Below are 14,522 nucleotides of genomic sequence, written 5' to 3'. Positions count from 1 at the left end.
AGGGAGAACTCTTCAAAATCGCCGCTTGCGTTACCACGCGCAAGCCGCTTAACATCAACATGCAAACCGGGCCAAACACGCCGCTATTCAGAAGCTAATTCTGTCTAACTTCATTCGACGACGGACAGAGGATGGAGCGATCAAAAAACGGTGTCCCCCTAATTTGGGAGCTGCGTACACGTAAGTTGTCTCGCGATTTTGGGCTTAGGCTAGATCTTCGAATGGCAGCTGAATGGGAAATCATTACCAATCGTGAACAGTTCCGTTTCTTCAATCATAACGAATTCATTAGCGAAAAGTATTACAGCTTCAATAACTTAAGTTGTTCATTGTCTTGGAACTGTGAAACTGCAATTATCTCGGCGTATCTTCGAACAATCGGTTACTGTATCTCGGTCGGTATTCTAGATAGCACTAGCATGATTGAATACATCACACCTGCTCTGCCTTTTGGTAAACCGCTGTCAGGTGTAAACCCTGGAAAGCGACCAGATTTCTGGCCTAGCTTTGAAGACATGCATTCATCAGAAGCAAAGCTGAATGGAGCTAGCTTGCAACACTTTTTAAACGGATGGTCCTGTTCGCATGAAGTACCTCTGTTTGCGAGTGGCCCTATTCTTACAGGCAAGCACGGTATTGAGGCGGATTTAGATTGCGTTGTAGTCGCGACGGAAAATGACCTTAATCAGCGAGAATTAGAGACACTCTTTGAGGATGCAAACAGAGGCAACGCGAGAGGCTTGGTCAAAAAAGCAATTCCTAAAGGGCTTGGGCGCTGGCAAGCCGAGCTGTACATGCGAGATCTTGCTGAACCCAACTTCAAGATTGAAGATAGAACGCACACTCTCGAGCCTATGGATAACAAAGTTTCATTCATCTTTGATCATGAGCCAGTTGCTCATTGGAAGTTCTGGTATGAAGAGTGGTTTCCAGCTCGGTTGAGAGAGTTTGGCCCGCACATTGGGGTTGCCACTTACTGCTCGACGGATGACCTTGAGAAAATCTCGGATACCGTGGGAAGCAATCTGTATCTGGCGGTAAAGCTTAAAGTATCACACCAAAAAATCACTTCTAGTGACGTGCAACCAAGCGAATACTATGCGTCAAAAAAGATCTATGGCGTTAAGGTGCAAGCATAAGTATCGACTATGGATTGGAAATGGCTTCTCGCTGGCGTCGTGCTAAAGCGTGACCTGCACACTTGGCAGGCTCATGGTCCTCGGAAGCTCCTTCAGCGGAGCTCCTTACCTTCTGGCCCGGTCATCCTTCGATAATTGAGGTCTACGTTCGTCAGGGCCAGAGCGCTGCGGCAAGGTGTAACCCCCTACCTATCATGACATTCCTGCATTGCGCCCCACCCGACACCTCTGCTTGGTTGCAACAAAATATTGAGCAACCTCGAACTCCCACCTCACACATTCTTATACAAGTTACTCCACCAACTCTGCCTCTTTCTGAGTTCGATTAACTTCAGCCGCCATCGGTTGTGTACCAAGAACAGTAACACGCTCACCAAATCTGGAGTAAGGATAATAGTCCCAGACTGCGCGGTGCTGCGTGCACCGATTATCCCAGAAAACCAATGTACCTGGCTCCCAACGGATGCGGCAGTTCAGGGCTTGCTCACGTTCAACAAATTGGAAGAGCATGTTCAAAATGGCCGTACTCTCGTCCTCAGAAAGATCAGGAATGTAAGTTGTGAAACCTGAGTTTACGAAAAGCATTGGTCTGCCGGTATCAGGATGTTTCACTACAATTGGATGTTCTGTTTTGGGAAGCCCTTCAGGCGGAGTGAAGCCTTTCCAGGGTACGGCGCCATCATGAATGGCTGTCAGGCCTAGCAGAAACTCCTTCATTGCAGGAGATAACATTTCATAGGCGAGATGCATGTTTGCAAAAAGTGTGTCTCCACCACACCCGATCTCAGGCGTTTCGTGCATATACAGCATTGAGCCGAGTGAAGGCGCCGGGTCAGCTGTGCCATCCGTATGCCAGACTTCTCCGGCCACAAAACGAGACTTTTCACTCGCACGGATTAAGACAATCTCCGGGTCATCACCATCAATATCGCTTAATGGGAGCGCCCGTAGTTTTCCAAACTTCCGGGCAAATTCTTTCTGCTGTTCCTTTGTCAGTGTCTGATTGCGAAATACCAGAACATGGTTTTCCAGAAACGCACGGTAGATCTCATCGTACTGTTCTTTGGAAGCTTCTTCGGAAAGATCTACACCACAAATTTCGGCTCCAATAACCGGCGTGAGGCGACCAACTTGTATATGGTGATAGGCCTCGCGAGGTTCTGATGCGATGCGTTCAATGGCTTTCAATGCGTTCGGATGCATGACGTTTCCTCCCCGGAAAACAAATAAAATCAGATTACTGGCGTAAGAGTGAGCTGCTGGAGACCCTCGCAGTACCGCACTTCCAACTCACCAAATGCATGAGCGGCGGCAAAAGCGTATGCGAAGGCTTTTAAAAGGCTGAGTAAAGCAACCTTGTCCAACCCCTGAGGACTTTCAAAGGCAAACAGTCGGGCGGCAATCTTTGAATGAACCTGCGCATTTGCACGTGCAAAGGCCCGTGTGTTGGCTTCGCTGTTCAAGGTCCCATAGTAATCAGCATATGCCTCCGAAGAGCCAAACTCTTTCTCAATCATGTCCTGATTGCCAGCCGCAAACTCAAGAGCACTCGCATGAGAAACGCGGTAGGTTTTCTCGGCAATGAACGCTAAGCGAAATAGAACGACAAAGGCGTTCTCTGCCGCGTTGAGCCAGTGCTCAAGGGATATGCTCTCCCCCACCGTAGCTTTGCCATGCATGTTCTGGAGGTTTTCTAACTCTTGTGAGTCTTCCCCTCGCATCTGAGCGGCTTCTAATCCCAGAGGCAAAGCAATCTCAGCCATATATTTATGAAGTCGTTGACCTGCCTCATCACGAGAAAGAGAGGTTATACATGCTGCCAAGGCAGACTCCAGCTGTGCTCGCTTCAAATCAGGCTGTGACATGATCTGTCGTCCTCTGGCTGGTGAATGCATCTAGCAGGACCTGACCAAATGCTACGTTCCCATGGATCGGGTCATTTTCCTGCGAATAGTCATCGAGTTGCAGGCCATTTTTGCCAACAGTGCCCTGGCGAACATCCAGAATCTTCAGGCCCATACAATTTGCTTCTACAATCAGCACCTCTTGTGCTGCGTAAAATACGTTGGGGTCTGCGGTTTCAGGTATTTTTTGAGGGGGAAGGACGGCAGTAATTTCAACACCTTTCTCAATAAGCGACCGATAAAAACCCAAGGCACCTTGTGCCATAACGCAGATAAGGTCGTGAAACAGCTGACTCTCAAGAAAGGATGGGGAAAGCGTGTGATCCGCTTCCCGGTATATCTCCCAGTTCTCAGAGGTCGCATAGAAGTGCGGCGCGAAGCCGAACGTGCAAAGAAGCGGCAGTTTCACTTCCAGCAAAGAGCTGGCATTCAACTCCTCCAGAAAGCTCTGGTACATTTCATCAGCGTAGCTGCTGCGAAATGTTAGCTTCTCAGCATCCCAGTCCACAAAAGGAGCAGTGAACTCCCGCCCTGCTCCCATTGGCCCGCCAACGAACTGAACACCAGTTTCTTTGGCAGCGCGTCCGATTGCACCGGCATGAGAATCTCCAAGCAGCAAGAACTGCGGATCATTTGTAGTAGTCGAGCAGTTCTTCTTCACAGATGATATCCTCAAACGGCAGTGATGATCGGGTACCTTCTTCAGCAGTTTTGTGTTGCGTCTGATCCCTGAGATAAATGCCGTTAAAGAAGTGGTTCATTACAAAGCGCACCCCAGTTGGCGTGATTGTGCGCTTGTTTGGATTGTAGAACACGCCATTCATGGGAGGAGATGCAACCAACTCATAAGATGGAAAGTACTCAACGTTTTCATTGCTTGCTTCCAACTGACCGGCGACAGCGCGCAGAACAGACTTGGTGTAAGTAGAGGCTGTCAGTACGTGGTGCTGTGTGAAGGTCGCAGTGACCGGAACAGGCGAAACTGTAAAAACCAAACGCAAACGCGGATTGTATCGCCCCAAGAGATCAATGCACTCCTGAAAGTCAGAGTGAATCTCGCCAAACGTAAAGTTATTTGCCTTATGCAAACGTTCATCGAACCGGCCTTGCACGGTTCCGGGACACATCGGATAAACTACATCCGTTACAGTGTTTAACCAAGCCTCAGTCAACCCCATGGTGAACACGAACACATCAGCGGAAGAAACGGCTTGGCGGATTGCTTCTAAGGTGACCTCACGCGATGCCCTCATTGCTTGCGGGCTATCGAAACCAACTGGCGTTATATTGGGCCGAAACGGATCAAAATAGCGCTCTCCGTCGTTCCAAACTTCTTTAGAGGGCGCGGTTTCCTCAAACGCCCACTTGAGCCATTGCAGCAGTAAACGAGCGGTGTAGATGTTCCCAGTCCGGAATGAGAAAACACCATAATTCAGCTCATGCGTTTCTTTTGCACTGAACTCGTCTGGTGCCGTTTCAGCATTTAGCCAGTTCATTCCTCTGCGCTGCAGCTCTTTGCCCATGTTCTGAGAAAAACAAGATCCAGCGGTAATGATCGCGGCATCTTTGGAGATCTGAAACTTTGGCTTCCAAACCTCTGAGATTGAAAAATAGTCTTTTTCAGCAACGGAGGGGCGCCAAAATTTATTGGGAGGTAAAGAACTGTATGGGTTCATTTCACACCTCTCCTCACATGATGCAAACTAGATATCATGCGACCTCCTCAGCAACTTTTTCTTTGACTTCGGTGGCACTTAATAACCTGAAGCTCACGTAAGCCACGGGTAGGCACAGCATCGCAGAGGCCAGGAACAATGGTCCGCCGCCGAAGCGTTCAATCACGAGTGCAGCAACAAAAGGAACGGCTGCGGCTCCCGCATTGGACAGCATGTAGAGCCCCATGTAACTGTTCCTCAGACGGACCGGCGCCATTCGGTCAACAACAGTCGCGAACAGAGGCATGGCGATAATTTCTGCGAGTGTCGCCAGTGCTATCGCGACAAGCCACAGCTCCATCATCTCCGCCCTGTTAAAGGCAACGACCAATAGTCCGAGCATCAGGAAGAAGAACGCAACCAAAACAGCTTTCTGCTCTTCAAGCGTGATAAGCCATTTCATCAAGAACAGGTGGACGATCAGAACAACGCTTGTGTTGGTCACGTTTATCGACGCAATGATCCCATTGATGTTTGCCGTCTCAAGGAACAATAGGAAAAACGTGAGAGGCTCATCCATTTGTGCATACAGGATGACGAGAAAGAAGTTGGAGACAAACAGTGTCATGAAAAGACGATCCGTTAAAGCTACCTTCAGCAATCTCGGAATCGGGACTTCCTCTTCTCTGTTTGTTTCAATGATAGTCCGCGTGACGCTGGCTAAAATACAGGCCGCTAAGATGGCATAAGTTATTGCGCCAGCAAGAAAAGCCAGGTTTGAGTTATTACTAGCAAACCACACTCCGCAGAGAGGCCCCAGCGCCCCTGCAATGTTGACCAGATAGTACCGCAAATGGAACAGTAACGGGCGGTCCTCTTCTTTTGCTGCACAGTCTCCCAAGGCAGAGCGCAAAAGCGGCTCCAAGGCTCCATTTGCAACAGACATCGCGATGATGACTGCAAAATACACCGGTTCACTGCTCCAGAGCCCGAGTAAGCAATAGAGCCCCATAATCACCAGCGTGCTTAGCAGCATGATTGCCTGGCGGTTCAGTTTGTCTGCAACAACTCCGCTTATTGGCGATGTTAAAATTGCTGCAAATGCCGAAATGGAAAAAATCACGCCGAGCTCAGCAATTGAAGTTCCAAATCGCCGTGCCATGAGCACTGCGAAGAAGGGCCAGATCATGAAAGAAGCAAAGCGCGCGCAAAAAGTACCGATCAGGATTGTTTTCGCAGACTTCGGAAGCATCCGGAATTGACGCAGAAACGTTTCCCGCCCACGAGTTTCAGACATGAACAAAACAACCTGATATTAAATTAAAACTTGACTTTGTGATATATTAGAAAGAATGATTGGGCAATTAAAAAATCAATACCCGAGGCTTTGGTGAATTATTTTCATGTTTACTTACCTTCACTCAATCCATACCAATTATGTACTGAGCTTTAACACTATTTACCCTCAGTAATGTAAAATTTTATTCAATTACTCAATCATTGGTAGTTGTTATATGGGTGAGTTTAATCTTTCCAACGTAGTTTCAATACGCGCAACGGAGCACGAAAATATCGTGACCCGAATAGAGCAAGTTGCAAGGATCCAGGCCAATAAAACGGCTTTGGTTGGACAAGCAGCAACGCTCAGCTATGGCGACATGGTCTCTTCTGCAAACCGACTTGCTGGCCTGTTGCAATCTAAAGGCATCGAGCCGGAAGTTGCTGTTGGAGTGTGTATCCCTCGCGGCCCCGACGCAATTATTGCCTTTCTCGCTATCCTTAAGGCGGGCGGTGTTTATGTCCCACTGGATAGCAAACACCCTCACAAACGCCTTGAGTTTATGATTCAGGACAGTGAAGCCACCGTTTTGATTTGCACCGACGAGACAGAAGCTTTCGTTGAGGGACTCGTTGCTAATGTTTCGCGCTCAACCAAGATCGTAAACTACTCCAGATTAAATCCATCAGGATCCGACACCTTTGAAGATCAGGTGATCAGCCAAGATCAGCTCGCTTACATCATCTACACGTCAGGCTCTACTGGCCAACCTAAAGGTGTGATGGTCGAGCATCGCGGATTGATAAATCTTGCTGAAGAACAATTACGCCTTTTTGACTTAGACTGGAATGCGCACGTTCTTCAGTTCGCATCCCTAGGCTTCGACGCATCCATATTTGAAATTCTGATGGCCTTGTGCAGCGGTGCAGAGTTACATTTCACTCCCAATGAAACATTGCTTGCTGGAGATGCGCTGAGGGAAATTGTTCGAGAAAGAGCTATTTCTCATCTGACGCTGCCACCATCTCTTGTCAGTCGAATGGATCCATCGGACTACCCAAGTTTAGAGACATTAGTGGTTGCTGGCGAAGCAATGCCATGGACGATCATGGAGCAATGGTCTGATCATGTTAATCTTATAAATGCTTACGGACCAACCGAAAACACAGTTTGGGCGACCCTACACAAATGCAGCAGTAAGAACATGTCAGCCAGTACGGTTCCAATTGGCAGGCCAATTGCCAATGTGGACGTCTACATTCTGGATACAGACCTAAAACAAGTTCGAGATGGTGAAGACGGAACTCTCTGGCTAGGAGGGCGCGCACTGGCGCGTGGATATAAAAACCGTCGTGATCTCACCAATGAAATGTTTCGACCAGTTCCTGGGGTTACGACTGAAAGACTTTACAACACTGGCGACCGAGTACGACGTCTTGCAGATGGAACACTGGAGTTTCTAGGCCGTCTGGATGCCCAAGTCAAAGTACGAGGCCATCGGATAGAACTTCAGGAAATAGAGAGAAACCTCTCTGCTCTTGAAGGCATTGAACATGCTCATGTGGTCGTCTCATCATCGCGATCAAAAGATCATGAAATCATTGCTTACTTCACTGTTCGCGCCGGCGAAATCACCCCTGGCATTCAGCAGTTAAAGACCAAACTCCGCGCATTTCTGCCTGACTACATGACGCCAAACGCGTTTGTGCGTCTTGATGAGTTCCCGTTAACAATCAATGGGAAGGTAGATAGCAAGGCACTTCCTGCGCCGGACAGGAGTGCGCGCGGCGGGTCCTCCCAAGAGCTGCCACGAACAAATACAGAGCTGTCACTCGCAGGCTTTTGGAAAGAAGTGCTGGATGTAAATCCAGTCTTTTGTGGCGACACGCTGCAAACTCTCGGAGGCTCCTCACTGGATGCCGTGCAGTTTCTTACACGATGCCGGGAAGAGTACGGCAACATTCTCTCATTAAAGGACGTGTTTACGGGCAAAACACTCCGTGAACTAGCAGAGACGATCCAAACAGGAGAAGGTTCTGAAAAGCCAGAAAAGCCCTTAAATACCTACAGTATTGAAAGTGACACATTCCCTGTTTCTCATCAGCAAAACGGGGTGTGCTTGCTGGAGAAGCTCACACCAGACTCTCTTGCCTACAACGCTCAATGCCTGATCCGTATTGAGGGAGATATCGATGTATCGGCCCTGCAGAGCGCTCTGGATCTGATTGTTCAACGACATGAGATTTTTCGCAGCACTTTTCATGAGGACGCAACAGGCAAAGCCTATCAAAGAGCTCATGATCCCGTCCCTGCCCGTCTGGATCAGGTGGTGCTAGATGCTCCAATGGATAGTCTCGAACTCTGGCAAGCTGTAAATTATGAAGTCTCAAGGTCTTTCGACACCAGCCAATTGCCACTCGCTCGCTGGGTTCTGTTCAAGTTAAACGATGAGACATCGGCTCTCCTACACATAGAACATCACCTTGTTCATGATGGCTGGAGCGCGAACATTTTCCTCTCAGAATTTCTGGAGGCTTATGGTGCCTTTGCACATGGAGAGGAGGTCTCTCTGCCTCCCGTTCCAGCTCAATATCGCCATTATGTGGGATGGCAACAAAGTGCCGATGCAGAACGTACCTATGAAAAGCAACTTACTTATTGGAAGGATCAACTTTCAGAGGCCAGTTTCACTCTTGCTCTTCCAACAGATGCCCCGCGGCCTGAAACAATGTCTTTCAAAGGCAAACAGTCGCGTCTGGAACTCAAAGGGATGCTCCTCCAAAAACTAAACGAGTTCTGCGACAAGAGCGGTCACACTGATTACACCGTGTTGTTGGGAGTATTTCATCTCCTGCTCTCACGCTATACGGGACAGAAAGATTTGCTTACGGGCAGTGCGGTCGCCAACCGAAAAACAAGCGCTTCAGAGCATATGTTGGGTATGTTCGTGAACAGCGTCGCCATACGATCTGATCTTTCCGAAAACCCACGATTTACTGGATACCTTGAGCATCTGAGAAACACCCTATCCAGCGCTTATGAGAATGAAGAAGTTCCGTTCGAACGCGTCGTACGCGAGTTGCAGCCGGAGCGTGATCTCTCCAGAAACCCCATCTTCCAAGTGGGATTTAGCTATCATAACTCAAAGATTCCAGAGCTTTCACGCGATGATCTGAGCCTCTCACTCTATGAGGCCTACAGCAACAACTCTGCAAAATTCGACATCGAAGTCGTCATACTGCCGCGCTCATCGAATGAGGTCGATACACCGGCCCTCACTCTCTTATGGAACTATGCAACGGACTTGTTTCAGCTCGAAACAATTGAACGCATGCAGGCCAACTTTTTTGCATTATTGGAGAACTGCCTGTCTGAGCCTGAGTGTTCCATTGAGGATTTCAGTTCTGTTTGCTTAAGTGAGCAAGAGCAACTGCTTGCGATGGGAGCGCAAGCACAGCCAATTCCAGAAATCGGGCCGGTTCCTGTTGCAAACAGGATCGAGCAATTGGCCAAATCTCAACCAACATCTCCTGCGATCCTTCACGGAGAAACGACCCTCTCCCATGGCGAGCTCAATCGTCAGGCCTCACTTCTGGCAGGCCAACTTCGTGTACTCGGTGTGGGAAAAGAAAAGCTGGTTGGCGTTTGTATGGAACGCAGCTCAGATCTTATTGTTGCTTTGCTGGCTATCTGGAAAGCAGGTGGTGCTTATCTTCCGATTGACCCTTCACTGCCGGAAGCAAGGAAGGCGTTTATCATTGAGGATAGCGCACCTGATTTGATCTTGTGCTCTCATGCGTCACACCACTCATTCGAGAATTTGATGGGGCAGGACACGCTTCACATTTTTGAGGCGCTTGCGCATGCTGCTGCAGAAACTGCTGCCGATGAGAGCAAGCTTGAACCAGTCAGCGGGCAGGCTCTCGCCTATGTCATCTACACGTCAGGCTCCACTGGGCAGCCCAAGGGCGTACAAATCGAACATCAGCAGATTGCCCGGTTGATCGACACATGTGAGCCTAGTTTCCAGTTTTCATCATCGGATGTCTGGTCTTTCTTCCACTCCTACGCCTTCGACTTCTCTGTTTGGGAAATATGGGGCGCGCTTTCTACCGGTGGCTCCGTCGCAATTGTGCCGGAAGACATCCGGCATGATCCTGCACAATTCTACTCCATGTGCTGCGATCAAGGCGTAACCATTCTCAGCCAAACACCCTCTGCTTTCCGCAGTTTCATGTCAGCACAAGCGGACACAAGTAGACCTCACGCCATCAGAACCGTTGTATTTGGAGGTGAGGCTCTATCTCCTTCGATGCTCTCTGACTGGTTTGCTCATCCGAGCAACACAGCTTGCAAGATGGTGAACATGTACGGCATCACAGAGACCACCGTTCACGTTACCTACACAGAGCTAACACCCGAGAGTATTGATAGATATTCGGAAGGGAGTCCGATCGGTCGTCAGCTTAATGACTTAAGCCTTTATCTGCTAGATGAGCACCTTGAACCCGTGCCCTTTGGCGCGGTGGGTGAACTCTATGTGGGTGGTGCGGGCGTTGCACGCGGCTACTTAAATCGCCCGGAGTTGAATGCAGAACGCTTCATTGAGAGCCCATTCTCAACAGATGACCGCCTATACAAAACAGGCGATCTGGCGAGGTATGAAGCAGATGGCACCCTGCTCTATCTGGGTCGCAACGATAGTCAGGTTAAAGTTCGCGGATATAGAATCGAACTGGGTGAGATTGAAGCTGCTCTTTCAACGCATGAGGCCCTTCAACACGTGGTCGTGACATGCCAAAACCAAGCGACCAGCGATGCCATGCTGGTGGCCTACTATGTCTCAACTTCCGAAAATACTGACCTGGACAGCTCCACATTGCAGTCCTTTGCAGCAGGTCTTCTGCCAGCCTACATGGTACCTGCAGCATTTATTGAACTGGATGCGCTGCCGTTAACCTCCAATGGGAAACTGGACCGGAACGCACTCGATAAACATAAGCCGACTTACACCAAGAACAGAGCATTCGTGAGCCCTAAAGGTGAGCATGAAGAACTGCTTGCGAACGTGTGGGCAGACATTCTTCAGTTAGAAAAAGTAAGCCGCCTCGATAGCTTCTTTGAACTCGGAGGGCATTCACTTTTGGCCGCGCGGGTACAAGCTGCCATGCGCGCAAAAGGCTTTCTGCTGGCGGCGGTGGATGTTCTGCGATGGCCAATACTGAAGGATCTGGCACAACGCATTCAACCCGTTGAACCGAAGAGTTCGAAGTCAAGCGCCTCCAGAAGTGGTAGCGCGATGTCACTCTCCGGTCTTTCGCAAACACAGATCAAACATCTTACGTCGTCATTGCCTGGTGGCTTTGAGAACGCAGAAGATATCTATCCCCTTACGCCTCTGCAGGAAGGTATTTACTTCCATCATCAGCTCTCGGAGGAAGGGGATCCTTATCTGCTCTGGAGCCTGATGGCCTTTGAGACTTCTCAGGCCTTACAGGACTATACAGCAGCCTTGCAAAAGGTGATGGATCGTCACGACATTCTGCGTACTGTGTTTATCTCTGAAGGGTTAGAAAAACCGCATCAAGTTGTTCTGAAAACCGTAAACCTGAAGACTGTTGAGCTGGATGTTGACGCCCTGGAAGGGTCCGGAGATATTGCAGAAAGGCTTCAGGCGCATTTTGGCCCGCGCACCACGAAAGTTAATTTGCAAGAGCCATCCATCCTCCGGGTTTATTCCTGCTACGACGCCAGCAACAAACGCTGGTTGGCCCTCAAGCTCTTTCACCACATCATCGATGACAACACCTCACTCAAACAGCTCAATGCTGAGGTCAAAGCTTTCATGATGGGGGATGGCAACCGACTAGCGAAGCCAACGCAGTTCAAGGAATATGTCGCTTTTCAGCAAGAAGAGAGCACGAAAGGAGACGCACACAGCTTCTTCAATGAGCTGTTCAGAGGTTTTGAGGCTCCAAACAAACCTTTCGGTCTCTTTGTTGATCATGTTCATGGCGCTGACCTTGATACAGAAACAGCGCATACAGATACCGCGCTGACATCGGGTCTGAGAGAAGTTGCCAGTCAACTCGGCATAAGCACGGCATCGATCTTTCACTTCGTTTGGGCACTGGTCATGGCAAAATGTTCCGGGCAGGACGACGTTTGCTTTGCCACCGTGCTTCTTGGCCGGTTACAGGGGCTTGAGAATGCCGAGCGAATTTTGGGGCCGTTCATCAACACCCTGCCCTTGCGTGTCCACCTGAGTGATCAGGACTGGAAGAGCGCCCTTCTCACCGTCCACCAGACACTTCTTGACCTGATGGGTCATGAGTATGCGTCACTTGCTGATGCGATTGAGGCCAGCGGAGTGGATCGCACAACTCCGCTCATCTCTTCACTGGTGAACTTTCGTCACGCCCAGCTCATGTCCGATGGTTCACAAGGTTCCTCGCACCGTGACTTGCCGGGCGCGACTTATCTGGATGGTCATTATGGCACAAGCTACCCCTTCAACCTGACCGTTGATGACTTAGGCACATCCTTCAAAGTCCAGAGCCAGGCTCCACATGGCAGTTATGCTTCTGCACTTTTAAACATGACGCTTGGATGCTTACGACGCCTTCTTCAGGTGCATTCAAAGGCAGAACAGACGCCTGCACATCAACTGGTACAGCTGGATACAGACCAGACAAGCAAACTCCTTAGGTTTGCAGAGGGCATGGAGTTTGAAGAGGTTTCAACCACGCTTCACAGCGCGTTTGAAACTGTGGCAGCAGATCATGGAACGCGAGTTGCGGTGGTCGGCGAAGGAGCGCAACTCACATATGGCCAACTAAACAGTCAGGCCAATCAGCTTGCCAGATATTTAGTTACTCAAGGCGTTTCCAGCCAAAGTCGCGTTGCGGTGTGTCTGCAAAACTCAGCGCATGCTGTTGTTGCGCTGCTTGCTATCTTAAAAGCTGGTGGGGCGTACGTTCCAATCGATCCCACTTATCCATCAGAACGCATTGCGTATCTGATTGAGGACAGTACCCCTGTAATGGTGCTTTGCGACACTGCAAGCCTTTCAGGGCTGAGTGAAATCAATCCTCCAGCAGAGCTGGTCGATTTGGGTCAATCGGTACCACCGTGGCAAAGTCTCGACGACGGGAGCCTCAATGCACCAGTCTCCAGTGAAGACACTGCCTATGTGATTTATACCTCTGGCACAACGGGCAAACCCAAAGGTGTTGTGGTGCCCCATAAAGGCCCCGCTAATCTCATTTCCTGGTTCCTGCAGGAAGGCAGTTTCGCCCGGGAAGACAAAGTTCTGCTGTCGACGTCTCTCACCTTTGACATTTCAGTAGTGGAGGTGTTTGCCAGCCTTTCGTGTGGCGCAACTGTTGTTGTCGCAGACCGCTCGCGCTTGCTTGAAGGCAATTATCTGGTTGAGCTGATTGCGGAACAACAGATCACTGTTTGTCAGTTTGTCCCTTCGTTGTTGGACTTTTTCCTTTCATGTGAAAACGTCAGCACTTGCACAAGCTTGCGATCAATCCTTTGCGGCGGTGAAGCATTCCCCTCTCGGCTTGCGGAACGCTGTTTCAAGGCTCTGGGGTCAGTACATTTGCAAAACCTTTATGGGCCCACAGAAGCAAGTGTCTACTGCACCAGGCAAAGGTTGGATCACCGCGCTGAGTACCCGCTTGTTGTCCCTATTGGACAGCCCATCGCAGGTATGAAGATGTACATTTTGGATCACCATCTGGACCTCGTCCCTGCTGGTGTTGCAGGTGATCTCTATGTGGCAGGCCCCGGAGTTGCCAACGGGTACCTAAACCGTCCAGAGCTAACAGCGGAGCGCTTTGTTCCGAGCCCATTCAAGGCTGGGGAACGGCTCTATCAAACCGGAGATGTGGGGCGTTATCTGGAAGACGGCACAATTGAGTATCTGGGCAGAGACGACTTCCAGATCAAAGTGCGTGGTTATCGCATTGAGCCCGGTGAAATTGAACACGCTCTGACCAAGCTTGATGGCACCTTGAATGCTGTTGTGGTCGCTCATGACGATCAGGCGGGGTCGTCTCAATTGGTTGCCTATGTCTGCATGGAGCAAAATGCAGCGGCCCTCGACACGGTTGCTATGCGCGGTGCCCTGGCCAATCAGCTACCGGATTACATGGTTCCAGCGCTTTATATGCAGCTGAATGACTTGCCCTTAACATCTAATGGCAAAATTGACCGCAGCCAACTTCCCATACCGAACGCAGACAGCATTCAACCGGTTCGCGATTACGTGGCTCCTGAGACGCCATTGGAGGAGGAGCTAGCACGTATCTGGGCAGAGGTTCTGCAACTGGACCGCGTCGGCATCCGTGACAACTTCTTTGAAATTGGCGGGCATTCCCTCCGAGCCACTCGCATTACGGCTCGCATGCAAGACGCATTGGGGGTGGAGGTGCCTCTTCGCATCTTCTTTGAGCGTCCCACCATCGAGCAAACCCTCGACTACATTTTTGAAGAGCTGGAAGCAGCTGAAGAATTTTCCTGACGCAGAAGCAGG

Annotated in this window: 7 protein-coding genes; 2 read left to right on the top strand and 5 right to left on the bottom strand. The window is 49.8% G+C overall.

Features of this window, described 5'->3' with window-relative positions:
* Window positions 1-221 precede the first annotated feature (221 nt).
* Window positions 222-1,139, top strand: coding sequence for a hypothetical protein (locus tag PsAD26_RS16470; RefSeq protein ID WP_063311332.1), 918 nt, complete (start codon window positions 222-224; stop codon window positions 1,137-1,139).
* Between the two features lie 291 nt (window positions 1,140-1,430).
* Here PsAD26_RS16470 and PsAD26_RS16465 read toward each other — a convergent pair whose 3' ends face one another.
* The 5 genes from PsAD26_RS16465 to PsAD26_RS16445 are packed head-to-tail and all read right to left on the bottom strand — an operon-like array spanning window position 1,431 to window position 5,995.
* Window positions 1,431-2,342 (bottom strand): TauD/TfdA family dioxygenase, encoded by a 912-nt coding sequence (locus PsAD26_RS16465; protein ID WP_063311331.1) that lies wholly within the window; start codon window positions 2,340-2,342, stop codon window positions 1,431-1,433.
* 29 nt (window positions 2,343-2,371) lie between these two features.
* Window positions 2,372-3,004 carry a hypothetical protein gene (locus PsAD26_RS16460; RefSeq protein ID WP_063311330.1) on the bottom strand — a complete coding sequence of 211 codons (633 nt, stop codon included), beginning with the start codon at window positions 3,002-3,004 and terminating at the stop codon, window positions 2,372-2,374.
* On the bottom strand, window positions 2,991-3,704 hold the full coding sequence (locus PsAD26_RS16455) for a hypothetical protein (RefSeq protein ID WP_063311329.1): 714 nt from the start codon (window positions 3,702-3,704) through the stop codon (window positions 2,991-2,993). The genes PsAD26_RS16460 and PsAD26_RS16455 overlap by 14 nt, the downstream gene beginning before the upstream one ends.
* Window positions 3,673-4,719: a GSCFA domain-containing protein gene (locus tag PsAD26_RS16450; RefSeq protein WP_063311328.1), complete on the bottom strand. Its 1,047-nt coding sequence runs from the start codon at window positions 4,717-4,719 to the stop codon at window positions 3,673-3,675. The genes PsAD26_RS16455 and PsAD26_RS16450 overlap by 32 nt, the downstream gene beginning before the upstream one ends.
* A gap of 34 nt (window positions 4,720-4,753) precedes the next feature.
* On the bottom strand, window positions 4,754-5,995 hold the full coding sequence (locus PsAD26_RS16445) for an MFS transporter (protein WP_063311327.1): 1,242 nt from the start codon (window positions 5,993-5,995) through the stop codon (window positions 4,754-4,756).
* 217 nt (window positions 5,996-6,212) lie between these two features.
* Here PsAD26_RS16445 and PsAD26_RS16440 point away from each other — a divergent pair, with 217 nt between their 5' ends.
* Entirely contained in the window at window positions 6,213-14,510 is an 8,298-nt protein-coding gene (locus tag PsAD26_RS16440; RefSeq protein WP_063311326.1) for a non-ribosomal peptide synthetase, read from the top strand.
* Window positions 14,511-14,522 lie beyond the last annotated feature (12 nt).

Source organism: Pseudovibrio sp. Ad26, from assembly GCF_001623285.1.
Classification (GTDB): domain Bacteria; phylum Pseudomonadota; class Alphaproteobacteria; order Rhizobiales; family Stappiaceae; genus Pseudovibrio; species Pseudovibrio ascidiaceicola.
This window is presented reverse-complemented; position numbering and strand designations above follow the sequence as displayed.